The organism is Luteimonas composti (genome assembly GCF_042678665.1).
In the GTDB taxonomy this organism is placed as follows: domain Bacteria; phylum Pseudomonadota; class Gammaproteobacteria; order Xanthomonadales; family Xanthomonadaceae; genus Luteimonas; species Luteimonas composti.
This window is the reverse complement of record NZ_JBHTKU010000003.1, coordinates 337,170-360,962: the sequence shown is the minus strand read 5'-3', so window position 1 is coordinate 360,962 and position 23,793 is coordinate 337,170. Positions and strand designations below refer to the sequence as shown.

General features: G+C 66.8%; 19 protein-coding genes. 9 read left to right on the top strand and 10 right to left on the bottom strand.

Annotated elements, in window-relative coordinates; translation table 11 throughout:
• Positions 1–60: 60 nt before the first annotated feature.
• The gene (locus ACFQ2D_RS10415) at positions 61–2,376 is read left to right on the top strand and encodes an NADP-dependent malic enzyme (protein ID WP_280941409.1); all 2,316 of its coding nucleotides are present in this window, start codon (positions 61–63) and stop codon (positions 2,374–2,376) included.
• Between the two features lie 69 nt (positions 2,377–2,445).
• On the opposite strand, the gene leuD is transcribed toward ACFQ2D_RS10415, so the two are convergent.
• The 3 genes from leuD to ACFQ2D_RS10400 are packed head-to-tail and all read right to left on the bottom strand — an operon-like array spanning position 2,446 to position 5,433.
• Complete coding sequence (gene leuD, locus ACFQ2D_RS10410) at positions 2,446–3,033, bottom strand: 3-isopropylmalate dehydratase small subunit (RefSeq protein WP_280941410.1); 588 nt, start codon at positions 3,031–3,033, stop codon at positions 2,446–2,448.
• Positions 3,030–4,460 (bottom strand): 3-isopropylmalate dehydratase large subunit, encoded by a 1,431-nt coding sequence (leuC, locus tag ACFQ2D_RS10405; protein ID WP_280941411.1) that lies wholly within the window; start codon positions 4,458–4,460, stop codon positions 3,030–3,032. The genes leuD and leuC overlap by 4 nt, the downstream gene beginning before the upstream one ends.
• A 28-nt stretch (positions 4,461–4,488) precedes the next feature.
• Positions 4,489–5,433: a hydroxymethylglutaryl-CoA lyase gene (locus ACFQ2D_RS10400; RefSeq protein WP_280941412.1), complete on the bottom strand. Its 945-nt coding sequence runs from the start codon at positions 5,431–5,433 to the stop codon at positions 4,489–4,491.
• Between the two features lie 145 nt (positions 5,434–5,578).
• On the opposite strand from ACFQ2D_RS10400, the gene ACFQ2D_RS10395 reads away from it, so the two are divergent.
• From ACFQ2D_RS10395 to ACFQ2D_RS10365, 7 genes are all read left to right on the top strand, one after another.
• Complete coding sequence (locus ACFQ2D_RS10395) at positions 5,579–7,627, top strand: hydantoinase/oxoprolinase family protein (protein WP_280941413.1); 2,049 nt, start codon at positions 5,579–5,581, stop codon at positions 7,625–7,627.
• Between the two features lie 10 nt (positions 7,628–7,637).
• The gene (locus tag ACFQ2D_RS10390) at positions 7,638–9,524 is read left to right on the top strand and encodes a hydantoinase B/oxoprolinase family protein (RefSeq protein WP_280941414.1); all 1,887 of its coding nucleotides are present in this window, start codon (positions 7,638–7,640) and stop codon (positions 9,522–9,524) included.
• Positions 9,521–10,726: a CaiB/BaiF CoA transferase family protein gene (locus ACFQ2D_RS10385; RefSeq protein WP_280941415.1), complete on the top strand. Its 1,206-nt coding sequence runs from the start codon at positions 9,521–9,523 to the stop codon at positions 10,724–10,726. The genes ACFQ2D_RS10390 and ACFQ2D_RS10385 overlap by 4 nt, the downstream gene beginning before the upstream one ends.
• Positions 10,727–10,773: 47 nt before the next feature.
• Positions 10,774–11,385, top strand: a complete 612-nt coding sequence (locus ACFQ2D_RS10380) for an isochorismatase family protein (protein WP_280941416.1) — start codon at positions 10,774–10,776, stop codon at positions 11,383–11,385.
• 240 nt (positions 11,386–11,625) lie between these two features.
• Entirely contained in the window at positions 11,626–12,198 is a 573-nt protein-coding gene (locus ACFQ2D_RS10375; RefSeq protein WP_280941417.1) for a hypothetical protein, read from the top strand.
• Complete coding sequence (locus tag ACFQ2D_RS10370) at positions 12,195–12,986, top strand: SDR family NAD(P)-dependent oxidoreductase (RefSeq protein ID WP_280941418.1); 792 nt, start codon at positions 12,195–12,197, stop codon at positions 12,984–12,986. Before ACFQ2D_RS10375 ends, ACFQ2D_RS10370 begins: the two co-directional genes overlap by 4 nt.
• 32 nt (positions 12,987–13,018) lie before the next feature.
• Positions 13,019–15,292: a TonB-dependent receptor gene (locus tag ACFQ2D_RS10365; RefSeq protein WP_280941419.1), complete on the top strand. Its 2,274-nt coding sequence runs from the start codon at positions 13,019–13,021 to the stop codon at positions 15,290–15,292.
• 11 nt (positions 15,293–15,303) lie between these two features.
• Here ACFQ2D_RS10365 and ACFQ2D_RS10360 read toward each other — a convergent pair whose 3' ends face one another.
• The 7 genes from ACFQ2D_RS10360 to ACFQ2D_RS10330 all read right to left on the bottom strand — a co-directional run bounded on the left by ACFQ2D_RS10360 (position 15,304) and on the right by ACFQ2D_RS10330 (position 22,345).
• Positions 15,304–16,221: a LysR family transcriptional regulator gene (locus ACFQ2D_RS10360; RefSeq protein ID WP_280941420.1), complete on the bottom strand. Its 918-nt coding sequence runs from the start codon at positions 16,219–16,221 to the stop codon at positions 15,304–15,306.
• A 12-nt stretch (positions 16,222–16,233) separates the two neighbouring features.
• Entirely contained in the window at positions 16,234–17,010 is a 777-nt protein-coding gene (locus ACFQ2D_RS10355) for an SDR family NAD(P)-dependent oxidoreductase (protein WP_280941421.1), read from the bottom strand.
• A gap of 105 nt (positions 17,011–17,115) precedes the next feature.
• Positions 17,116–18,393, bottom strand: coding sequence for an MFS transporter (locus ACFQ2D_RS10350; protein WP_280941422.1), 1,278 nt, complete (start codon positions 18,391–18,393; stop codon positions 17,116–17,118).
• Positions 18,394–18,439: 46 nt separating this feature from the next.
• Positions 18,440–19,162, bottom strand: coding sequence for an SDR family NAD(P)-dependent oxidoreductase (locus ACFQ2D_RS10345; protein WP_280941423.1), 723 nt, complete (start codon positions 19,160–19,162; stop codon positions 18,440–18,442).
• Positions 19,163–19,235: 73 nt separating this feature from the next.
• Positions 19,236–20,012, bottom strand: coding sequence for a cupin domain-containing protein (locus ACFQ2D_RS10340; protein ID WP_280941424.1), 777 nt, complete (start codon positions 20,010–20,012; stop codon positions 19,236–19,238).
• Positions 20,013–20,052: 40 nt separating this feature from the next.
• Positions 20,053–20,883 (bottom strand): acetoacetate decarboxylase family protein, encoded by an 831-nt coding sequence (locus tag ACFQ2D_RS10335; RefSeq protein ID WP_280941425.1) that lies wholly within the window; start codon positions 20,881–20,883, stop codon positions 20,053–20,055.
• 202 nt (positions 20,884–21,085) lie between these two features.
• Positions 21,086–22,345, bottom strand: coding sequence for a Rieske 2Fe-2S domain-containing protein (locus ACFQ2D_RS10330; RefSeq protein WP_280941426.1), 1,260 nt, complete (start codon positions 22,343–22,345; stop codon positions 21,086–21,088).
• A 234-nt stretch (positions 22,346–22,579) separates the two neighbouring features.
• On the opposite strand from ACFQ2D_RS10330, the gene ACFQ2D_RS10325 reads away from it, so the two are divergent.
• A complete protein-coding gene (locus tag ACFQ2D_RS10325) occupies positions 22,580–23,782 on the top strand; it encodes an FAD-dependent oxidoreductase (protein ID WP_280941427.1) in 1,203 nt (400 codons plus the stop codon).
• The last annotated feature ends 11 nt before the right edge of the window (positions 23,783–23,793 follow it).

The following is a 23,793-nucleotide window of genomic DNA, read 5'->3' as shown; positions in this document are numbered from 1 at the left end:
GCAAGCCCGCAACGGGGGGCAGGGGCTAGAATCGGTGGCCCTTCACCGGTCCCGCATGCGATGTCCGAGCCTTCCAGCACCGATTCCGCAGCCGCCTTCCGCAAGGCCGCGCTCGACTACCACCGCATGGAGCCGCGCGGCAAGATCAAGGTGGCGGCCACCAAGCCGATGCTGACCCAGCGCGACCTGGCCCTGGCCTATTCGCCGGGCGTGGCGTATGCCTGCGAGGAAATCGCGGCGGACCCGACCAAGGCCAGCGACTACACGGCGCGCGGCAACCTGGTGGCGGTGATCTCTAACGGCACCGCGGTGCTGGGTCTGGGCGACATCGGCCCGCTGGCCGGCAAGCCGGTGATGGAAGGCAAGGGCGTGCTGTTCCAGAAGTTCGCCGGCATCGACGTGTTCGACATCGAGATCGACGAGAAGGACCCGGACAGGCTGGTCGACATCATCGCCAGCCTCGAGCCCACCTTCGGCGGCATCAACCTCGAGGACATCAAGGCGCCGGAGTGCTTCATCGTCGAGCGCAAGCTGCGCGAGCGGCTCAACATCCCGGTCTTCCACGACGACCAGCACGGTACCGCGATCATCGTCGGCGCGGCCGTGGTCAACGCGCTGGAGATCGCCGGCAAGGACATCGGGCAGGTCAAGCTCGCCACGACTGGCGCCGGGGCCGCGGGCATCGCCTGCCTCGACATGCTGGTGGCGCTGGGCCTGAAGCCGGAGAACATCACCGCCTTCGACCGCGGCGGCGTGATCCACACCGGCCGCGACGACCTGGACGAGGCCAAGCGCCGTTACGCGCGCGAGACCGACCAGCGCGAGCTGGCGCAGATCGTCGCCGGCGCCGACATCTTCCTGGGCCTGTCGGCCGGCGGCATCCTCACCCCGGACATGGTCGCGACCATGGCCGAGCGGCCGATCATCCTGGCGCTGGCCAACCCGTATCCGGAAATCATGCCGGAGCTGGCGCGCGCGGTGCGCCCGGACGCGATCATCGCCACCGGCCGCTCCGACTTCCCCAACCAGGTCAACAACGCGCTCTGCTTCCCCTACATCTTCCGCGGCGCGCTGGACGTGGGCGCCACCGGCATCAACGAGGCGATGAAGCTGGCCTGCGTGCACGCCATCGCCGCGCTCGCCAAGAGCGAGGCCAGCGACCTGGGCGCGGCCTACGGCGAGGAGATTCCCTGCTTCGGCCCGGACTACATCATCCCGCGCCCGTTCGACCCGCGCCTGCTGACCATCGTCGCCACGGCGGTGGCCGGCGCGGCGATGGAGACCGGCGTGGCGACGCGTCCGATCGAGGACATGGCGGCCTACCGCGAGAAGCTCTCCCAGTTCCACCACCGCACCGCGCTGGTGATGCGCCCGCTGTACGACCGCGCCCGCGCCGACCTGCAGCGCGTGGTCTATGCCGAGGGCGAGAACGAGACCGTGCTGCGCGGCGTGCAGACCGTGGTCGACGAAGGCCTGGCCCATCCGATCCTGATCGGCCGTCCGGACGTGATCGAATCGCGGATCCAGCGCCTGGGCCTGCGCCTGCGCGCAGGCGTGCACTACGAGGTCACCAACCAGGACGACGACCCGCGCTTCCACGACTACTGGAACCACTACCACAAGCTCACCGAACGCCGCGGCGTGACCCCGGAGACGGCCAAGAGCCTGCTGCGCTCGCGCACCACCCTGATCGCGGCGGTGATGGTGGACCGCGGCGAGGCCGACGCGATGATCACCGGCCTGGTCGGCCGCTACCACAAGAAGCTCGGCTACATCCGCAGCGTGTTCGAACTCGATCCTGGCGTGCAGAGCACGTCGGCCATGACCGGCGTGATCAACGACCGCGGCCTGTGGTTCTTCCTCGATACGCACGTGCAGCCGGATCCGACCCCGGAGCAGATCGCCGAGAGCACCATCCAGGCGGCCTACAGGCTGAAGCTGTTCGGCATCGAACCGAAGGTGGCGCTGCTGTCGCACTCCAACTTCGGCAGCCACGACGACCCGAGCGCGCGCAAGATGCGCCAGGTGCTGGAAATTCTGCGCAAGCGCTCGCCGAAGCTCGAGGTGGACGGCGAGATGATGGCCGATACGGCGTGGGACGACGATTTCCGCCGCCGCATCTTCCCCAGCACCACGCTGGAAGGCCGCGCCAACCTGTTCGTGATGCCCAACCTCGACGCGGCCAACATCACCTACAACATGGTGCGGGTGATGACCGACGGCGTGGCGCTGGGCCCGATCCTGATGGGCATCAGCAAGCCCGCGCACGTGCTGACCACCGCCTCGCGTCCGCGCCGCGTGGTCAACATGACGGCAATCGCCGCGGTGGAAGCGCAGATCCGCAAGCAGCGTCAGGCCGAACGCGGGGGCGGCTGAGCGGCGCAGCCCCGCGGCGATCGCAGGACGGCGGCGCGCGCGGCTTCCGTGGGTCGCGTCCGCCGCCAGTCACGGCCGTGGTGTCGCGTGACGCGCCTCGAACGCACTGATCCTGTCGGCGTATCCGAGCAGGTACTCCAGCTGGTCGAGCCCCTGGAGCAGGCACAGGCGCGAAAACCGGTCAAGCGCAAAGGGCAGCGGCGGTCCGCCCGGGGGGACCAGTTCGCACCGGTCGAGGTCGACCAGCAACTCGTCGTCCGGGCGCTCCATCAGCTTCGACACGATCGGGGCATCGAGTTCGACCGGCAACAATCCGTTCTTCAGGCAATTGTTGCGGAAGATGTCCGCGATGCCGGTACTCACCACCACGCGGACGCCCAGGTCGGCGAGTGCCCAGGGCGCATGTTCCCGGGAGGAGCCGCAGCCGAAGTTCGCGCCTGCCAGGAGGATGCTTCTGCCGGCATTCCCCGGCTGGTCGAACGGGAAACCCGGGATCAGGGTGCCATCATCGCGCCAGCGCCAGTCGTGGAAGGCATGCCTGCCGAGCCCTTCGCGGCTGGTGGTGGTCAGAAACCGTGCCGGCAGGATCTGGTCGGTGTCGATGTTGGCGTGCGCAAGCACGACGCTGCGCGAACGGAGGTGGCGCCAGCCGCTCATGCAGGGTCTCCTGCGGCAGCCCACTGGCGCGGATCGCTCAGTACGCCGCATACGGCCGACCAGGCGGCGGTCGATGGCGAGGCGAGCACCGTGCGCGCGCCAGGGCCCTGGCGACCCTCGAAATTGCGGTTGCTGGTACTGACCACGAGCTGTCCCGGTTGTGCAAGGTCGCCGTTCATCGCGATGCACATGCTGCAGCCGGGCTCACGCCACTCCGCGCCTGCCGCGCGCACGACGCGATCGATGCCCTCGATCTCCGCCGCCCGTTTCACGGCTTCGGAACCCGGGACGACCAGCATCCGCACGTGCTTCGCCACGCGTCGCCCGCGCAGGATCCTCGCGACTTCGCGCAGGTCTCCCAGCCGACCATTGGTGCATGAGCCGACGAAGGCGACGTCGATCGGGGTTCCCAGCAGAGAACGCCCGCTTTCAAGACCCATATAGGCAAGCGCCTGCTGGTCCTCGTCACTGGTCGCGACGGGCACGGACGCGTCGACGGCCAGCGCCGTGCCGGGATGGGTGCCCCAGGTCAGCGTAGGGCGGATGTCGCGCGCGTCGATGTGTACCTCGACGTCGAACATGGCGCCTTCGTCGCTGCGCCACTGCGCCCATTCTGCCGCGCAAGCCTCAAGCTCCCGGCCCTTCGGGCCACGTGGCGTGTTGGCGATCCACGCCAGGGTCGTGGCATCGGCGGCGATCATCCCCGATCGCGCACCCGCCTCGATGGACATGTTGCACAGGGTCATGCGCTGTTCCATGTCCAGTGCGCGCACGGTCTCGCCGCGGTACTCGATCACGTGGCCGACGCCGCCGTGCGTGCCGACCACTCCGATGACATGCAGGATGATGTCCTTGGCCGTCACGCCTGGGCCCGGCGGGCCATCGATCGTGACCGCCATGGTCCTGGCTTTCCGCTGCAACAGGCACTGGGTGGCAAGCACCTGTGCGACCTCGCTGGTGCCGATGCCGAAAGCCAGCGCACCGAACGCACCGTGGGTGGAGGTATGGCTGTCGCCACAGACGATCGTCATGCCTGGCCGGGTGAGGCCAATCTCTGGGGCCACCACGTGCACGATCCCGCGGTCGGGCGCGCCCATGCCGAACGCTTCGATGCCGTGGCGCTGGCAATTGGCGGAGAACAGCGCAACCTGCCTGCGCGTCGCCTCGTTGGCGTAGCGATAACTGCCATCGCGCCCGCGGGGACTGGTCGGGGTGGAGTGGTCCGTGGTGCCGACGGTCCGGTCCGGCCGGCGGACCGGCAATCCCCGGCGCTCCAACTCGGCGAACGCTTGCGGCGACGTCACCTCGTGCACCAGATGGAGGTCGACGTAGAGCAGTGCGGGCGCCTCCACGGTTTCCGGCACCACCACGTGGGCGTCCCAGAGCTTGTCGTACAACGTGCGGGGGGCAGCGGAATGCGATGGCATCGGTGAAGCGTCCTGGCGACTCATCGGTTCAGGCACACCGGCCAAGGCGCGGATCCGCAACGAAGTCGCCGGCACGCGCCAGCATCCCCGGTACCGGGCGTCCGAGAACGCCGTCCAGCCAGCGTGCGGCCTCGATCAGCGGAGCCAGCTGGTACCCGGTTGGAACGCCCATGCGTTCGAACATGTAGATGGCGTCCTCGGTGGGAATGTTCCCGGTCGCTGCCGGCGCGAAGGGGCAACCGCCGATGCCGCCGATGGATGCGTCCAGGCTGTGCGCGCCCGCCTGCCACGCGCTGTAGGCGTTGGCGATGCCGGTGTTGCGAGTGTTGTGGAAGTGGCAGCGGATCCTTGCGCCCGGTGCAACGTCCTGCACGATGCCGACGCGCCTGTGGACCGCAAGCGGGTCGCCGACGCCGATGGTGTCGGCGAGCGCGATCTCGTCCACCCCGGTCCGCGCCACGGCAGAAAGTACTTCGCGCAACCTGGTTTCCGGGACTTCCCCTTCAAAGGGACAACCGAATGCCGCCCCGATCGTTACGCTGACCCCGATCCCGGCCTCGCGGGCCGGTGCAAGGCACTGGGCGAGCTGCTCCACCGATTGCGCCACGCTGACGCCCTGGTTGCGCTGGTTGAATGTCTCGGTCGCGACGACGATGAAGTTGACTTCGTCGACGCCGGCGGCGATGGCGCGATCAAGTCCGCGCCGGTTCACCACCAGGCCGGCCAGCACGACGGGCGATGCCCAGCCCGGTCTCGCGGAGTTCAACGCCCGCATCACCGCCTCGGCGTCCGCCATGCGCGGCACCGCCTTTGGACTGACGAAGCTCGTGGCTTCGATCCGCCGTGCGCCTGCGGCGATCGCACGCTCGACAAGGGCCACCTTGTCGCCGGTGCTGACGTCGGTGGCCTCGTTCTGCAGGCCGTCGCGTGGAGAGACCTCCACGATCTCGATGGGGGTATTCGCAGCTGTCATAGAAGGAGGAGTAACCCGGTGAGGTTTCGTCCGGCGAGCCGAACTAGGATGAATTGGACGCACGATAGTTGATCGCGGGCCTGCTCCGTTATGCCGAACGATCAACCGGATCAAGCGATTGGTAAGACCCTGCTGGAGCGACGAGATGGCCTATAGATTGGGTGTGGACGTGGGCGGCACCTTCACGGACCTGCTTCTGCTCGACACGGAGCAGGGACGGTTCTGGCGACACAAGACACCGTCCACGCCCCGGGACAGTTCGATCGGAATCCTGCAGGGCGTGACCGCCATATGCGAGCAGGCCGGGGTCCCGCCCAGCAAGGTCGATGTGTTCCTGCACGGCACCACCGTGGCCACCAACGCGGTCCTGGAAGGCAGGGGCGCCCGGGTGGGCCTGGTCACGACCGAAGGGCATCGCCAGGTCATGCAGATCGCCCGCTCCTTCGTGCCTGGCGGCCTGGCGGGCTGGATCGTGTGGCCGAAGCCCGAGCCCCTTGCGCTACTGGAGCATACGGTCGAAGTCACCGGACGGATGGATGCCAAGGGCAACGAGGTCGCCCCGCCCGATCCGGAGCAGGTCCGCGAAGCTTTGCTGCGCCTGCGCGACGAGGGCATTGAGGCGCTGACCATCTCTCTTCTCAACTCGTACCTCAATGGCGCGCATGAGCGCCTGGTGCGCGATATCGCCGAGGACACACTTCCCGGCATCCCGATCTCCCTCTCGCATGAAGTCCTGCCCGAGATGCAGGAGTACGAGCGTGCCCTCACAACCGTGGCCAATGCGTCCATGCGCCCGATCGTGGGCGGCTACGTACGAAGCCTGCGCGCGAAGCTGCAGGCGGTGGAAATGCCGGCGCGCATCGCCATCCTGCGATCCGACGGCGGGTTGATGTCCTCCGAGAAGGCCGAGGAGCACCCGGTCAGCCTGCTGATGTCCGGCCCGGCAGGCGGCGTCGCCGGCGCGGTCTGGGTCGCGCGGCGTTCCGGCTTCAGCAACATCCTCACCCTGGACATGGGAGGCACTTCCACCGATGTGGCGTTGATCGAACACGGACAGCCGCGGCGGGTGCGCACGACCGAGGTCGCGCACCTTTCCGTGCGCGCCTCGTCGCTGGACGTGAAAACAGTCGGCGCCGGCGGCGGTTCGATCGCCAAGGTTCCCGAACTGACGGGCGCATTGCGAGTGGGTCCCGAATCGGCGGGCGCCGAGCCCGGACCCGCTGCCTATGGAAAGGGCGGGGTGCTGCCTACCGTCACCGACGCCAACGTCGTGCTGGGCTACCTCCCCGAGAACCTGCTCGGCGGCAGCTTCAAGCTCGATCGGGAGGCGTCGCGCAGGGCGGTGCAGGGAATCGCCGACGTGCTGGGCGTGGACGTCTACCAGGCCGCCCGCGGCATCATCGACATCGTCAACGAGAACATGTTCGGCGCACTGCGCATGATCTCCGTGCAGCAGGGCTACGACCCGCGGCAGTTCGCGCTGATGGGGTTCGGTGGTGCCGGTCCATTGCACGTGAATGCCGTCGCCAAGCTGTCAAACGCCTGGCCGGCGATCTCTCCGGTGTCGCCGGGCGTGCTGTGCGCGCTGGGCGACGCTACAACCCGGATGCGCGCCGAGACCGCGCGCTCGTGTGCAAAGCCGATGCCGGACGTGAGCCGGAACGACCTGCTTGCTGAACTGCAGGAGATGGCCGCCATCGTCCGCGACGAGCTGATGCGTGACGGGATCGCGGAGCACGAGATCACGATCGAGTTCGAAGCCGACGTGCGCTACAGCGGGCAGGCATTCGAAGTGCCCCTGCCCCTGACCCTTGACGAGCTGCGCGCAGATGGTCTGGAGCCGTTGGCGCGTGCGTTCGATGCCGAGCACAAGCGGCTATTCACCTTCAACATGGACGCCGAGCGCGAGCTGGTGAATGTCCGTGCGGTAGCGCTCAGCGCGGTGCAGGAAATCGCATCGGTGCCGATCGAGCGCGGCGATGGCGATCCTGTCAGGGCCAAGATCCGCGACCACCGGATCTGGGCCGATGGCGAATTCCACGATGCCGTCATCTACGACCGCAGTCTGCTTCGCGCCGGCGACGTCATCGTCGGCCCGGCGATCATCTGCGAGATGGACTCCACCACGCTGGTGCTGCCGGCGCACGTGGCGAACGTCGACGATCACGGCGTTATCTTGATCCGGCCAGCTTGAGGACCAGTTGATGTCAGCCCGTATCACCGAAACCAACCCGAAGCCGATCGCATCGGTTGCCGTCGACCCGATCACGCTGGAGATCATCGAGAGCGCGCTGCGGAACGCGCGCAATGAAATGGACGCCACCCTGATCCGCACCGCGCTTTCTCCGGGAATCCGGGAGCAGGGCGACGCGTTCCCGCTGATCGCCGACCGCAAGGGGCGCATGGTGGTCGGGCAGTTCGGTTCCTTCATCGACGGATTTCTTCGCAGCTATGCCGGCGAGATCGAGGAAGGCGACATCATCCTGGTCAACGACCCGTACGCTTGCGAGGGTGCGGTCAGCCACCTCAACGACCTGCTGTGCATCATGCCGATCTACCGCGACGGGCGCCTGGTCGCCTGGTCGGCGATGTTCGGACACATGACCGACGTCGGTGGAATGGTCCCCGGTTCGCTGCCGACCAACTCGGGATCCGTGTTCGAGGAGGGGCTGCGCCTGCCTCCGGTGAAGCTGTACAGGAAGGGCGAGCTGCAGGAGGACATCCTCAGCATCGCCGCGAACTCGTCGCGGATGCCTGAATGGCTCCGGGCGGACCTGCATGCCATCGTCGCCGCGTGCCGGGTCGCGGCGCGCCGAGTGCAGGAGCTGTGCGACAGGTTTGGGGAGGACGTGTTCCTGTCGACGCTGGACGAACTGCTCGAGCGCAATCGCCGGGCAATGCTGAGCCTGATCACCAGGGCGGTTTCGGAGACGCCGGTCTCGTTCGAGGACTACCTCTGCGACGACGGAAAGGGCGCTGGTCCGTTCAAGATCAAGTGCTCGATGTGGCGCGAGGGCGAGCGGGTGATCCTCGACTTCGAGGGGACCGATCCCCAGTCGGAGTCGTCGATCAACTTCTACATGAACGAGAACATGTTCAAGATGTTCTTCGGCATCTACATGATCATGGTCTTCGATCCACAGGTGCTGTTCAACGACGGCTTCTACGACCACGTCGAGGTCCGGATTCCGGAGGGATCGCTGCTGCGGCCGAAGTTCCCCGCGGCGCTGTCCTGCCGTACCCACGCCCTGGGTCGGATCTTCGATGTGCTGGGCGCGCTTCTCGGCCAGAAGACGCCGGAATTCCTCAACGCGGCCGGGTTCTCCTCCTCGCCGCATCTCATGTATTCCGGCCACGACAGCCAGGGCAAGTGGTTCCAGCTGTTCCAGATCGGATTCGGCGGGATCCCCGGCAGGCCGTTCGGCGACGGGCCGGACGGCCACTCGCTGTGGCCTGGCTTCACGAACGTGCCCAACGAGTTCCTGGAGCGCTACTTCCCGATGCTGATCGAGCGGTATGAAACCGTGCCCGACTCGGGCGGCGCAGGCCTGCATCGGGGAGGAAACGGAATCCGCATGAGCTACCGCTTCCTTGAGGCGGGCATGATCTCGATCCACGACGACCGCTGGTTCATCCCGCCCTGGGGCGTCAACGGCGGCGAACCGGGCAAGCGGTCGTCGAAGCTGCTCGAGCGTGCGGACGGCGAGCGGATCGTGCTTCCCGCCAAGTGCGATCGCATCCAGGTAGGCCCCGGCGACGTCCTGCATTACATCACCTGGGGAGGCGCGGGCTGGGGCGATCCGCTGCAGCGCGACCCGGCGCTCGTGGCCAAGGAAGTGCGCCGTGGCCTGGTGACGGTCGCGGGGGCTCGCGATTATGGCGTGGTAGTCGACGCGGCCGGCCTGCTCGACCAGCAGGCGACGGCACAGCTGCGCGCGCGGATGATCGCGGAGCGCGGGCCGGACCACGGCAAGGACATCTTCAATCGTGGCCCGTCCATCGATGCACTGCGGGAGAGCTGCCTGCAGGAGACGGGTTTGCCGGCACCGGTACAGCCGGCATGGCGCAACCGCGTGGGAGCATCTGCATGAGTCTGCATGGCGAGGCGGGAACGGGTGCCCTGGCCGGGCTGAAGGTGGTGGAGATGGGGCAGCTGATCGCCGGCCCGTTCTGCGGCCAGCTTCTGGGCGACCAGGGGGCTGAGGTGGTCAAGATCGAACCGCCTGGCAAGGGCGATCCGATGCGGCTATGGGGCCGCGGCGACTATCCGCTCTGGTGGGAAGTGGTCGCACGCAACAAGAAGTCCGTGTCCCTCGACCTGCGGATAGCCGAGGGCCAGGAGCTGGCGAAGCGGCTGATCTCGCAGGCGGACGTGCTGATCGAGAACTTCCGCCCCGGAACCCTCGAGAAGTGGGGGCTTTCGCCGGAGCGCCTGCACGCCGACAACCCCGGGCTGGTGATCGTGCGGGTATCCGGCTATGGGCAGGACGGTCCCTATGCGCAACGCGCAGGCTTCGGCGGGATCGGGGAAGCCATGGGCGGCTGGCGCTACATCGTCGGCGATCCTGACCGGGCGCCATCGAGGATGGGAATCTCCATCGGCGATACCCTGGCCGCGACCTACGGCTGCCTCGGCGCGCTGGCCGCATTGCGTCATCGCGACCTGACCGGTAAAGGCCAGGTGGTGGACTCCTCGCTGTACGAGTCGGTCCTGCAGGTCATGGAAAGCCTGATTCCCGACTACACGGTCATGGAGTACATCCGGGAGCGTTCGGGCTCCGTACTTCCCGGCATCGCGCCGTCCAACGTCTACCCGGCGCTGGATGGCGAGTACATGATCGCTGCCAACCAGGACACCGTGTTCGGACGCCTGTGCCGCGCGATGGGCATGCCCGAGCTGGCCGAGCATCCCGACTACGTGAACCACGTGGAGCGCGGACGCCACCAGTCCGAACTGGACGACGTCATCCGCGCCTGGACGAAGACCAAGACGGTCGAGGAGCTCGAGACGCTGATGATCGAAGCCGGCGTCCCCGCGGGCAGGATCTACCGTGCACCGGAGATGCTGGCGGATCCGCACTTCGCCGCACGCGAGTCGATCATCAGCATGGACCACCCGCGCTGGGGGCGGATGAGCATGCAGAACGTGTTTCCGCGCCTGTCGCTGACGCCGGGATCCGTCAAAGCCATCGCACCGCAGCGCGTGGGACAGCACAACAGCGAGATCTACGGCGACTGGCTGCGACTGTCCACCGCGGAGCTGGACGACCTCGCTTCGAGGGGCGTGATTTGAGCGCGGGAAGGGGCGACGGCGAGCGCCCGGTGCCCGACCGAAGCAGCTTGAGGGAGTCCTACCTCGATGCCGGTTTCGGAGCGCGCCTGGAGCCTGGAAGGAAAGCTGCCCTGGTCGCCATCGACGTGGTCAACGCCTACGTCCTGCCGGAGTCTCCGCTGTGCGTCCATCGCCCGCAGGTCCTGGACAATATCCGTCGCCTCCTTGCGGCTGCGCGGCAGGCGGGCATGCCGGTCCTGTTCACCGAGGTACTGTACCAACCGGGCGGGATCGACGGTGGCGTCTTCTATCGCAAGGTCCCCGCGCTGCGGATGTTCGAGCGGGGCAGCCGGTGGGGCGAGTGGCCGGAGGGCGTGGAGCTCCAGCAGGGGGAGATCCGGGTGGTCAAGCAGTACGCCTCGGCGTTCTTCGGCACATCACTGGCATCGAGCCTGCGCGCCGCCGATGTCGACACCGTTTTCCTGTGCGGTTACTCCACTTCCGGCTGTGTCAGGGCGAGTGCGGTGGACGCCATCCAGCTGGGGTTCCTGCCGTTCGTGGTGGGCGACGCGAGTGGTGACCGCGACGACTCCATCCAGCAGGCGAACCTGTTCGACCTGCAGGCCAAGTACGCCGAGGTCGTGGATACGGAACAAGCGCTCGGCTGGATGGGGGGATAGCGCCCTTCGCGTCGGGAACGCCGGCGGATGCGGCGGACGACAACCAAAGAGCTGGCGGACGCGTCCGCCAGGCTGTCGCCTGGTCCGGCCTCGAACAGTCCACGCGACGAATGCATAGGGGTCCCACTTCTGCACATCCATACCGGCTTCGATCCGTGCATAGAATCGATCGGAGCCCCGGCGGCGACCAAGCGCGGTTGTCGCCACCACACGAGCCCTCGTCCGCAACCCGGAATCCAGATGGCATCGCAATCCGACTCCCAATCGCAGTTGATCATCGGCCCGCGGGGCACCTTGCGCCACGCGCTGCTCGACGGACTCGGCGCCGCCGGTGGCACGCCGACGGTCCTCGATCCGAACGACGACCGCTTCGCGCCGGCGCTGGCGTCGTGGATCCGGGATCTCGGGGAAGGCACCACCGGGGCCATCGTGGTGAACATCCTCGACGCTTCGCCCGCTGGTGGCCTCCAGGACATGGCGCTCGACGCGTTCGAACGTCTGCTGGACACGCAGATCGCATCCACCTGGAGAATGCTGAGCGAACTGCTGCAGGCCCTGCGTGGACGCGGCGGAGTGGTGGTCAATGTCATGCCCATTGTTCCCGGAGCCCTCTGCCTCGCGGAGTCGCTGGCCATACTTGGGCGGTGTGCGGCCATCGAGGGCGGCGCGCCCACGCGTCCGGTGCGGGTTCATACGATCACGACGAGGCCGCACGTGCGCGAGTCGGACGTGGCCTCGGCGGCCGCATTCCTCGCAGGCGACGGCGCGAGCTACATGTCCGGCAACGTGCTGCGGCTGGGAGAGCCCGCATGACCACCGTAGCGGACAGCGGGGCGCCGGGTGTTGCCGGAAAGGTGCTGCTGGTGACTGGCGCGACGTCCGGCATCGGCCTGCAATGCGCCCGCTCGCTGGCGGAAGCGGGGGCGAAGGTCATCCTGACCGGGCGGCGGCAGGACCGCGTGGATGCTGCCGCCGCGCTGTTGGCTGGCGCCGGGCTGGACATCGAAGCGCATGTGCTGGACGTCACTGTCGAGGCCGACTGGCTGCGAGCCGTTGCCGCCGCAAAGTCCGCCTTCGGCCGTCTGGACGGGATCCTGAGCAACGCCGGCGAATGCGTCCTGGCCCCCATCGACCAGCTCGACCCGGCGTCCGTGCAGCGGCAGCTGAAGGTCAACGTGGTGGGAACATTCCTGGCGCTGAAGCATGGGTTGCCGGCGGTGCGTGAGTCCGGTGGCGGGCAGATCGTGGCGGTCGGTTCGGTTGCGGGCCTGCGCCCCGCCGCGAACAGCACGGTCTACTCGGCGAGCAAGGCTGCGCTGGTCGACCTGGTCCGGTTTGGCGCGACGGAGGGAGCGGCGCGGCAACCGTCGGTGCAGGTGTTCGGCGTCCATCCAGGAATGATTGCCGGCGAAGGAGCGATCGAGGCGTTTGGCGCGGAGCGCGCAAAGGCGATGCAGGACGCCATCGCCGCCCAGACGCCGGTGGGCCGCATCGGCCTTCCGGAGGATGTTTCACGGTTGGTGCAGTGGATCTTTTCCAACGAGGCATCGCCATGCAGCGGTGCCCAATTCGTCATCGACGGCGGCTTTTCGATGCGCTGACGAAGAACCCAAATACAAACGCGGGAGTGGGAATGAAGAAGTCGCGATTGGCCCAGGGAGTTTCCATCGTGCTGATGATGGGAGCCATGCAGATGTCCTTTGCGCAGGACGGCAAGGCTCCTGGCGGAGACGATGCAGGATCCGACGAGAAGAAGTCGATGGCAACGCTCGACGCGATCATGGTGACGTCGCAGCGTCGCGTGCAGAACGTGCAGGACGTCCCGCTCTCGGTGACCGCAATGGGCTCCGAACAACTCGACCGGATGCAGGTGGCCACCACGACGGACCTGATCCAGCATGTGCCCAACATGTCCGGGGGCGAGGCGTCCGGGTCCGGATCCAACCAGTACACCCTGCGCGGCCTGTACAACAGCGAGACGGCTGCAACGTTCGACTCCCCGGTCGGGACGTACGTGGACGGCATCTTCCTGGCGCGGATGAGCGCGAACAATTTCGCGCTTTTCGACGTGGAGCGCATCGAAGTCCTGCGTGGTCCCCAAGGCACCCTGTTCGGCCGCAACACGACCGGCGGCGCCGTCAACATCATCCTGAAGAAGCCAATGAACGTATTCGGCGGAACCGCCGAGGTAGGCTTCGGTGACTACGGCTACTGGCAGGTGCGCGGCAGCGTGGACCTGCCGGTGTCCGAGACCATCGCCACCCGGGTGAGCGCCTATCAGTTGGACGAGGACGGGTGGGTTCGCAACGTGACCGTCGGCGGCCGGAACAACGCCCATGCGAGCCGTGGCGTCCGTGCGGCGATGACCTGGAACATCACGGACAACGTGGTCTGGGACCTGGCGGCCGACTATATCGAGGAAGAAGGGGCCAACATTCCCTCCGTCAAGTCAGGCAACCGCTTCGTGTCCCGCAGCGGCCTCCAGGCCCTGAACCCGCTGACCGTAGGCAGGAAATCGACGCTTCCCGGCAATTATGTCGGCAATGACACGCTGGGCATCACTTCGACGTTCCGCGTCGCGACGGGTCTGGGCGACGTGGAAGTCATCACCGGCTACCGCGACCTGGCCACCGGCTTCAACGTGGACTACTACGACAACCCGCTGCCCATTGGTGGCTACGTCGTCAACCAGCACAGCACCCACGAGCAGATCACCCAGGAGGTCAAGCTGACGGGGGGCCGGGGGCCTTGGAACTACACCACCGGCATCTACTACTTCCACGAGGCGAACGACACCGATTTCGCCACGAGCTTCACGCTCGGGTCGGGCGTGCCGTTCATCGAAACCGACTCGCGCTTCTACAACGACACCGAGTCGCTGGCCGTCTATGGGCAGTTCGATTACGCATTCACCGAACGACTCACCGTGACTGCCGGCGCGCGCCTGACCGACGAGCGCAAGGACATCCATTTCGTGGACAACGGCAATCCCAACGCCGCCGCCGTCATCTCCGACGACATCCTGACCAATGCGGGCATCCCCTTGTCGCAGAGCGAGCGGGTGCTGACGCCGCGCCTTGCCGCCCAATACGAGCTGTCCGACGACGCCATGCTGTTCGCGTCCGCAACGCGAGGCTTCAAGTCTGGCGGCTGGAACGTCCGAGGCTCGACGGCGGCCACGCTCCAGGGATTCGGACCCGAGCAGATCTGGTCGTACGAAGCAGGCCTGCGGTCGGACTGGCTCGACCGTCGCCTGCGCGTGAACCTGACCGCATTCTACGGCATCACCGACGATCTGCAGATCGCGTCGGCTTTCATCCCGGCTGGTGGCGGCGCGCCGGCGTTCCCGGTGGGCAACTACTCGGGATTCAAGAGCTACGGCACGGAACTGGAGGTGGAAGCGGCACCCACCGAAAGGCTGCGTTTGTTCGCGGCGCTGGGGTACAACAAGACGAAGTACGTCGACATCAGCGAAACGGTGCAGGCGCAGCTGGAACGATGCCAGGAATCCATTGCCGGCGGGATCACGCCGCGGCCCAACTGCGGCGCCGGCATCATCACCGCCGATGGCCGTATCGCCGATCCGGCGCGTGCACCCGAATGGACCGGTACCGTGGGGGCCACCTACATCGCCCCGCTCACCAGCAACTGGGACTTCGTGCCCAGCGTTGCCTGGCGCTACACCGGTGACTACAACACCTCGGCCACCGGGCTGGTCAATGCGGAGCAGAGCGCGTTCAGCCAGGTGTCTGCAGGGGTGTCGCTGGAGCGTGCGGATGGTCGCCTGAGCTTCAGCGGCGGCTGCACCAACTGCACCAACGAGAGCTACATGCTGTCGCTGATCGGCGGCCACACCTGGTGGAGCGAGCCGCGACGCTGGCAGGTGAGCATGCGGGTGAACTTCTGACGCGATGACCGCTATGGAGTGCCGGGAGGTACTTTCGCCAGCAGGCGGATCTCCCGGCGCACCGCGTCGGCGAACTGTACCGCCACCGGCAGTTCGACCGAGGATTTGCGGAAGATCAACCCACAGACCGCACTTCCGAAAACGCCATCCGTGTTGACGGGCGACAATCGCAGGTGGGTGTCGGTGGAGATCAGCTCTTCGGGCAGGATGGTGATGAGGTCGGTATCCTGGATCACCGAGACCAGCATCGCGACCGAGGTGCAGCGCATCGAGATTTTCGGAGGCGTGATCCCGCGGTCGTTGAAGTAATTGAAGAACGCCGCACGCGCCGACCCCCCGTTGATCAGGCCCCAGTGGCATCGGGCGATCTGCTCGGAAGACACCGACGGCAGCGTGGTGAGCTCGTGTCCGGTCCGTGCGAAGACACGGGTGTTGACGGTGAACAGGTCTTCGTAGTCCAGGTCCGGGTGGCGGCTGCCTTCGGTGTACAGCGAGAAGGCGAAGTCCAGTTCGCCATCGTTCAACCGTTCCTGCAGTCGCTGGTAGTTGTCGCTGACGATCGACAGCTCCACCTCGGGCCAGCGTCGCAGGACGGACGAAATGGCTTCCGGCACCACGTAGTATGCGAAGCTGTGGGCCACTCCGATCGTCAGCGAGCCCCGGCCCAGCTGGCGGAATGCGCTGAGATTTTCCAGGACCCGATCGTGTTCGTTCAGGAGCCGGTTCGCGAACGGCAACAGGTCGTGCCCGAACTCGGTCAGCTTGACGCCTTTCGGACCGCGCTCGAACAGCGGCAGGCCCAGGGACGACTCCAGTGCATTGATGCTGCGGCTCAACCCGGACTGGGTGATGTTGGCGATTTCAGCCGCCTTGAGGATGTTGCCGCAGGAGGCGGTGACGATGAAATGGCGCAGCTGTTGGAAATTCATGGTCTTCCGGGTCTAGATGGCGCCGACGAAGTCTCCTCCGTTGGGGCTGATCGCCTGGCCGGTAAGGAAGCCCATCGATTCGTCGCACAGGAACAGGACGCACCGCGCGGAGTCGCAAGGCGTGCCCAGTCGTCCAGCGGGGACCGAGCGCGCGCGTGCGCGCAGCGCATCGTCGCCCAAAGCATCGTAGGCCATGCGGGTGTGCGTCAAGCCCGGCAGCACCGCATTGACGGAGATGCCGAACGGCGCGAGCTCGACCGCCCACGCCCGGGTGAAGCCGAGCATCGCCGCCTTCGCGCCTGCGTAGTGGGGGTTGCCGGAGGCCCCTCTTGCCGCGATCAGCGAGGATACGTTGACGATGCGCCCGCCACCTTTCCGCTTCATTCCCGCCAGTAGGGCCTGGGTCAGGAAGAAGGTGCCGCGGGCCGATACCGAAAACACCTGGTCGTAGCGCGCAGGCGTGACCTCGGCGAACGGCTCGCCGCCACCGATGGCGGCGTTGTTGACCAGGATGTCGGCGTCCCCGGCAAGCTCCTGCATCGAGGCCACGAACCCGCCGAAGGAGTCGATCGCCGCCACATCGAGGTACAAGGCGCTGGCTTGGTGACCCTCGGCACGCAACGCATCGCTGACGCGTTCCGCACCTGCGCGGTCGATGTCGGCGACGACCACGTGGGCGCCGGCCTCTGCCAGCACGCAGGCGATTGCCTCGCCGATGCCCGACGCGGCCCCCGTCACCAGCGCGACCTTGCCGCGGACGCCACTCCAGCTGGGGCCGGCACCCGTCATGGAGATATCCGTTCCTGCCCGCTGCGAACGGCGACGCCTGCGTCCGGGGCGCACGGGATGCCACCAGGCGCGCCGACCTGGGGACCACCAGGCCTCGTGGCCGTTTCAGGCGCCATGCGCGACGGGCTCGGCCGGCCGCGTCCGCACCGCGTTCCGGCGTCGACGGGCAATGATCGTCGATGCGGCGATCGACACCACGACCAGTGCCGCCGAGAACGTGAACGGGCCGGCGTAGCTGCCCGCCTGGTCGTACAGCACGCCGGTCAACCACACGCCCAGGCCCGCGGCGCAGCCTTCCATCAGGACCGACATCCCGCTCAGCCGTCCGAGCCATGGTCCTGCGAAGAGCTCGGTGATGATGGACTGGGTGACCGTGTAACACCCGCCCCAGCCAAGCCCCAGCAACACGATGCCGGCCCAGATGATCGGGCCCGAACCCAATGCCAGCACCAGCGCACCCGCCAACAGCAGTCCCTGAAACACCAGCCAGCAGCTGTGGGGCCCCAACCGGTCCGCAAGCAGGCCGCCCCCGAGCTTGCCGGCGAACGCGGTGATGAAGATCAGACTCAGGCTTGTGGCCGCTGCGCTGGCGGGCAAGCCGCTGTCGCGGAAGTACAGGAAGGCGTGGGCGACGAACCCTCCGCCGGCGTAGAACAGGCATACCGCCGCCAGCAGCAGCAGGAAGGTCGTCGGTTGCAGCAGGTAGTCGCGGAAACGGGCATCGGGTCCCAGGGCAGCGTCGGGCATCCGCTTCTCCGGCGGACGCACTTCGCCTTCCCCGAAGCGCGGGTGGCCATGGTCTTCCGGCGTGCGCCGAAGCAGGAGCAAGAGGACCAGGCTCAGCAGGAGCGGAACCGCCGAGAGCACCTGCATCGCGGTGCGCCAGTCGTACTGCTCGAGCAGCCGGACCACGATCTGGGGGAACACGGTTCCGCCCAGGCTTTCGCCGGCCAGGATGATGCCCAGCGCCGCGCTCTTGCGGGTATAGAACCAGCGCGTGATGATCAGGATCACGATCACGACGTGGCAGGACGAATAAGCGAAGGCCAGCAGCAGGTGCAGGCCGTAGATCTGGTAGACGTTGGTGACGTAGCCGTACCCCAGCAGCACCCCTGCCAGTACAACCAGGCCCACGTAGATGATGGTGCGTGGACCGATGCGTTCGGCGGTGTAGCCGATCAGCAGCGCCCAGATGCCGGCTGCGAACAGCTGCAGGAAATCGCGGAATTTCAGATCCCCGCGCCCGATGCCCAGATCCTTGAGGATCTCGGCATCGAAGACCGAGATGCCCGAAGTGATCAGCCCGTGGGAGATCGCCAGCAGGAACGTCAAGGTGGCGACGACGATCCATGCATATCTGGATCCAAGCAGCAGCGGTCTCATGCGGACGGGATTCCTGCGGCGGCTGTTGCGGACCGGCCCTGCGGTGTCATAGCGCGACACTCATGCCGCCGTCGACGCTGATCATCTGCCCGGTCATGAACGCGGCGTGCGGCGAGGTCAGCAGGCCGATGAACGCGCCGATATCGTCCGGCGTGCCCACCCTGCCCAACGGCACCTGGTCGGCGCTTGCGTGCAGCCCCGCCGGGGCGACGCCGTTCACGCGGATCGCCTGGGGCGCCAGCTCCATGGCCAGGCTCTTGACGAAACCGGCGACGCCGGCCTTGGCCGACGAGTAGGCGAGCCGGCCGGGCCAGCCCGATGTATAGCCGGCGATCGAGCCCAGGCAGATGATGTGGCCGCCGCCGCGTTCGCGCATGCCGGGCACCACCGCCCGGGCGACCCGCATCATGCTCATGAGGTTGAGGTTCACCGTATGCGCCCAGTGCTCGTCGGTGATCTCGTCGAGCGTTGCGACGGTCGCATAGCCGGCGTTGTTGACAAGGACGTCGAAGCCGCGGCCATACGTGCGGGCGGCCGCGGAGACGGACTGGTCCACGCTCCCGGTGTCGCACACGTCCATCCGGCAGGTGTCGATCGTACCCCCCGCGGCGCGGACGGCCGCTGCGGTCTCCTCCAGGCCCTGGAGGTCGATGTCGGTCGCCAGTACGTGGGTCCCGGCGGCGCACAACGCGCGTGCCGTGGCGGCGCCTATTCCGCGCGAAGCGCCCGTGACCAGGGCGAGCGTAGGAGGGGGGGAGGCGCAGGTCATGAGGCGTCCACGTTCGGAAAAAGTACAATCATGCCCTGCCGGCGACCGTCCGGTCACCGGCATCGTACGGACGTCAGGCCGGCTTGCTGGCCGCGGGCAGGAAGTCCAGCTTGCCGCCAAAGTTGACGTACGCGACCGCGCCGTTCTCGCTGCTCACGGCGCTCTGGACGTACATCGGCGGCTTGTAGCTGTAGCAGCCCTTGGTGAAGACCTTGCCATCGGCGGTTTCCAGTTGCCCGCTGACGACGAAGACTTCCTCGTAGACCGAATGGTAGTGGTCGCCATGCGGACTGACGAACCCCGGAAGGAACTCCACCAGCATCGAGCCTTCGCCCGTGCCCGGGTGCACGCTGAGGATCTGGCGGCGGGCGATGGTCTTGCCGCCGGCGTCGAGGATGTCTTCCCAAGGTCGCTCGGCCGGGGTCGGCACCACCGCGACTCCGCGCTCTGATTCCACGCCATCGAGGCTGTAAGGCTCCAGGCTCTCCGCGTCCTCGTGGAAGTCGAACTTCAGCGGCCGCTTGATGCGCGAGATGAACCAGGCCTCGCTATCCACCTGGCTGCGGAAGCCGTGGACCGTCCGGGCCGGGTGGAAGCAGTAGGCGCGTTCGCCCAACCATTGCCGCCCGTCGAACGTGAGCTCGCCCTTGACGATGAAGATCTCTTCGTCGCCGTCGTGGTAATGCGGAAGCGCCGGGGCCTTGTAGCCGCGCGCGGGGTCGATGCACTGCAGTGCGCTGCGGGCACCGGTCTCGGGGTCGGCGCTCAACATCTTCGTGAACAGTCCCGGCATGTCGCCGGGCACCCATTCCATCGCATGGGTGTCCAGGAACGGTACGGCTGGACGCATCGGATCAATCCTCCAGAAAAAGAATGGTGGCCAGGTTGGATCAGGGGTGCAACGGGTTGACCCAGTTCTCCCAGATGATGTTTCCCCAGTCCAGGTTCCACGACATCTCGACCATCCAGGCACGCAGGATCTTGCGCGGCTTGAGCTGGTGCACCGCGCTGAAACCCTGGCCGGGGAACTCGACGAACCCACGCCCTTCCCACAGCATGCCGCAGCTGAAACTTCCGCCCGTGGCGTTGTGGATGATCTGCTTCAACGCGGGCTTGCCCTTCTGGGGCATCAGGATCTTGCGCACCGAGAGCCAGTCACGCGAGAACGGCAGGTCCTTGGGCGATCCGGGCTTCTCCAGTGCGACCGAAATGCGCATCAGCGTTTCGCCGCGACGGGTGATCTCGGCGCGGGCCTGGCTGCCCATGATCTGCAGCTCGTTGTGGTCGCAGATGGTCTTGGGCCGGCCGGAGACCTCGCGGGCAGCCAGCATGGCTTCGTCGGTCGAGGTCCAGATGTACGGGATGTAGGTCCCGACCATGTCGTTGAAACGCGCCTGCAGCAGGACCATGCCTTCCTGGAACTTCTGCGAGGTCGGCATCTGCCGGTTGTCGCCGATCATGGCGACCGCCGTGGTGCCTTCCTCCCAGATCAATGGATCGGGGATGCAGGCGAATGCCGCTTCCGGGTCCGGCTCGAACTCGACCATGATGTTGCGCGCCAGTTCCATGCGGTGCGGCGGCTCGTTGATCGGGGACGACAGGAACGGGCCGCTCCAGCCCTCGCGGCGCGCCTGGATCCCGGTGGGGACGTGGGTGGGAGCGTCGGGCGTGATCGAGGCCGAGGGAGGGAACACGTGCTTCGTGCGGGAGGAAGATGTCATGATCGATGGGATTCCGTGAGCCGGTGGTACGGGTCGTGTGGCGACCCGGCGTCGTCACCCGCCGTCTGTGGCTCTTGATGCCGGTGGCGTGACTGAAAGACTGATTGTTGGAAAAAGCGCACAGGACAGCCACTTCAGATGTATCGAACGACTATGCGCAAGGATCAATCCTCTGCGCTGCGGATCAGCTTTGTTGACCTGATCAGGTGTCGTCGTCGGCGAACGCGCTGATCTGCTTCCAGTCGTCGTCGGAGTCGACCACCAGGGCCCAGCTGCGGAGGCGGGAGAAATCGATCCCCGCGCCTGCCTGCTCCCAGGCGGGCGGTGCCCCGGATTTGAGCGCGCGCAACAGTTCCCTCCTGACGGTGCTGATGGTCAGGTCGACCTGCATCAGGTGCTCCTTGGTGCGGTCGACAATCGGTCCCATCGACTCGAGCACGGCGAAGTCCTCGCAGAACACGTGGCGCTTGGTCAGTCCGCTGTAGTGGCCCTGCTTCATCGCCTCGCGGTCCTGGTCCCAGTTGGTTTCGCGGCCGGGGATGCCCTGGGCGATGTTGTTGGCGTCCGGATGCGTGTCGAACCACAACGTGTCGATCTCCTCCCGGGTCATCGGCCGATACGGGTTGTAGGTGACGATGACCTGCAGGCAGCTGGCATCGTCGATCGGCACGGTGATGATGTGCTGCCGTTCGCACTGCGGCTCGCCGGGCAGGATGACGTGCCAGGGGAACACCACCTCACGGATGCGTGCATTCACCCGGCCTTCCGGCGTGTCGCGAAGCGCGGCCTCCCGCAGGCCATAGGGAGCGGGCTTGACCTGCAGCCTCGGCACCGGGTTCTGCAGCCAGTAGTCCGCGTTCTTCTGCGAGGGCGCGTCGCGCGACTGCGCCACCGAGCTGCTGTGCAGGAATCCCAGGTGCGCGGAGTCGAGGATGGCCTCCATGGTCTGCAGCCAGTTGCACGGCACGATCGCCATGCGGATGTCCCGGTGGGAGGCGTCCAGGACCGTGAACTCGAACTGCTGGAATGGCGGCGGCGCGCCCTCTCCGAAATAGACCCAGACCAGCCCGCCGGCCTCGTGGACCGGATAGCGGACCGACTTTACGCGCGAGCGGATGCGTTCGGCGCGCTCCGGGTCCGGTTCGGTGGGGATGTCGACGAGGTTACCGTCCACATCGACCTTCCAGCCATGGAAGATGCAGCGCAGCCCGTTACCCTCGTTGCGCCCGAGCATGAGCGAGGCGCAGCGGTGGGCGCAAGCTTCCTCGAGCACGCCGACGCGGCCGTCGGTGGCGCGGAACGCCACTGCGGTCTGACCGCAAGCCTTGACCCGGATCGGCGCACCATCCGCCTCCAGTGCCTCCGAACGGAGCACGGGAATCCAGTTGCGGCGCAGCATGGCGCCGAGTGGAGCGGGTCCCTGGACCGAGGTGAGCAACTGGTTGTCGGCGTGGCTGAGCATCTGCGATTTCCGTGGTGGATCCCGCTTCGATGATGCCGCCGACGCCGGGAGAGTTCCCAATGCGTATTCGTATGATTCCTATGCAGGACGGTGCGCCGCCATGCAGGATCCTCGGGTGGGTATGAGGAGCTTGAGTACTTGGTCGCGGCGTGCGTGGGCTAGAGTCTGCCCGACCCTTACGAAGGGTCCGGCGCATGGCCGATCCTTCATCCAAGAACATTTCCCTGGTGTCCCGTGAGCAATTTCGACGCTGATGTGCTGGTCGTGGGAATGGGGCCGGTCGGATCCACCGGCGCCCTGTATCTGGCCCGCGAGGGGCTGCGCGTGATCGGGGTCGATCCCCTACCGAAGGGTGCCACCGACCTGCGGGCCTCGACGTTCCATTCGCCGACCCTGGAAATCCTCGACAAGCTCGGGGCGGCGGACCTGCTGCACCAGAACGGTCTGGTCGCGCCGGTCTACCAGTTCATCGATCAGGAGTCGAACGAGGCTTTCAGGTTCGACATGGGCGAACTGGCGGACCAGACCCGCTTTCCCTATCGCCTGCAGTGCGAGCAGCAATGGCTGTCCAACGGCATGATCGGCCTGCTGCGCTCCGAACCCGGGGCCGATCTGCGGATGCAGCAGCGGCTGCTCTACCTGGAGCAGGACGACACCGGCGTCACCTCGTGGATCGAGGACGCGGTCAGCGTCCGCAAGATCCGGACCCGGTTCGTGATCGGCGCGGACGGTGCCAGCAGCACCGTGCGCAAGTTGCTCGGCATCGGCTTCGACGGGTTCACCTACGCAGAGAAGTTCCTGTGCCTGTCGACCGCAGACGACATCGCCGCCGACCATCCCGGCCTGTGCGCGGTCAACTACATCTCCAACCCCGACATGTGGGCGGTTCTGCTGCAAGTCCCCGGCTTCTGGCGCATCCTGGTGCCGGCCCCGGAAGACGAGCCGGACGAGGTCCTGCTGTCGGACGACAACAAGGACGCCGTGTTCCGCAAGCTGCTGGGCAGCGACAGGCCGATCACGACCCGCCACCGCACGATCTACCGCGTGCACCAGCGTGTCGCCGACCGTTTCGTGCAAGGCAGGGTAGCGCTGGCCGGCGATGCCGCCCACGTCAACAGTCCGGTGGGCGGTTACGGCATGAACAGCGGCATCCACGACGTGGTCAACCTGGCCGACAAGCTGGTCGAGATCCTGCAACGGGATGCGACCCTGGACCTGCTCGCGCGCTATGAGCGCCAGCGCCAGGCCGTGACGCGCGAGTTCGTGCAGGCGCAGACCATCGAGAACACCCGGTTGATGCGGGAGGGCTGGGGTTCGGTGCGCGCGGAGCGGCGCGACCGCATGGACCAGCTGGCCAACGACCCGGGGAGCCGGCGTGAATTCCTGTTGCGGACGGCGATGTTCCGCAGCCTGGAGCAGGCCGCCAACATCCAGTAAGCGCAGGATAC

What these genes read in the sequence shown, in the direction of transcription:
- ACFQ2D_RS10415 (WP_280941409.1), top strand. Translation starts at nt 61, where the DNA reads ATGTCCGAGCCTTCCAGCACCGATTCCGCAGCCGCCTTCCGCAAGGCC.
- leuD (WP_280941410.1), bottom strand. Translation starts at nt 3,033, where the DNA reads ATGAGCGGCTGGCGCCACCTCCGTTCGCGCAGCGTCGTGCTTGCGCAC.
- leuC (WP_280941411.1), bottom strand. Translation starts at nt 4,460, where the DNA reads ATGCCATCGCATTCCGCTGCCCCCCGCACGTTGTACGACAAGCTCTGG.
- ACFQ2D_RS10400 (WP_280941412.1), bottom strand. Translation starts at nt 5,433, where the DNA reads ATGACAGCTGCGAATACCCCCATCGAGATCGTGGAGGTCTCTCCACGC.
- ACFQ2D_RS10395 (WP_280941413.1), top strand. Translation starts at nt 5,579, where the DNA reads ATGGCCTATAGATTGGGTGTGGACGTGGGCGGCACCTTCACGGACCTG.
- ACFQ2D_RS10390 (WP_280941414.1), top strand. Translation starts at nt 7,638, where the DNA reads ATGTCAGCCCGTATCACCGAAACCAACCCGAAGCCGATCGCATCGGTT.
- ACFQ2D_RS10385 (WP_280941415.1), top strand. Translation starts at nt 9,521, where the DNA reads ATGAGTCTGCATGGCGAGGCGGGAACGGGTGCCCTGGCCGGGCTGAAG.
- ACFQ2D_RS10375 (WP_280941417.1), top strand. Translation starts at nt 11,626, where the DNA reads ATGGCATCGCAATCCGACTCCCAATCGCAGTTGATCATCGGCCCGCGG.
- ACFQ2D_RS10370 (WP_280941418.1), top strand. Translation starts at nt 12,195, where the DNA reads ATGACCACCGTAGCGGACAGCGGGGCGCCGGGTGTTGCCGGAAAGGTG.
- ACFQ2D_RS10365 (WP_280941419.1), top strand. Translation starts at nt 13,019, where the DNA reads ATGAAGAAGTCGCGATTGGCCCAGGGAGTTTCCATCGTGCTGATGATG.
- ACFQ2D_RS10360 (WP_280941420.1), bottom strand. Translation starts at nt 16,221, where the DNA reads ATGAATTTCCAACAGCTGCGCCATTTCATCGTCACCGCCTCCTGCGGC.
- ACFQ2D_RS10355 (WP_280941421.1), bottom strand. Translation starts at nt 17,010, where the DNA reads ATGACGGGTGCCGGCCCCAGCTGGAGTGGCGTCCGCGGCAAGGTCGCG.
- ACFQ2D_RS10350 (WP_280941422.1), bottom strand. Translation starts at nt 18,393, where the DNA reads ATGAGACCGCTGCTGCTTGGATCCAGATATGCATGGATCGTCGTCGCC.
- ACFQ2D_RS10345 (WP_280941423.1), bottom strand. Translation starts at nt 19,162, where the DNA reads ATGACCTGCGCCTCCCCCCCTCCTACGCTCGCCCTGGTCACGGGCGCT.
- ACFQ2D_RS10340 (WP_280941424.1), bottom strand. Translation starts at nt 20,012, where the DNA reads ATGCGTCCAGCCGTACCGTTCCTGGACACCCATGCGATGGAATGGGTG.
- ACFQ2D_RS10335 (WP_280941425.1), bottom strand. Translation starts at nt 20,883, where the DNA reads ATGACATCTTCCTCCCGCACGAAGCACGTGTTCCCTCCCTCGGCCTCG.
- ACFQ2D_RS10330 (WP_280941426.1), bottom strand. Translation starts at nt 22,345, where the DNA reads ATGCTCAGCCACGCCGACAACCAGTTGCTCACCTCGGTCCAGGGACCC.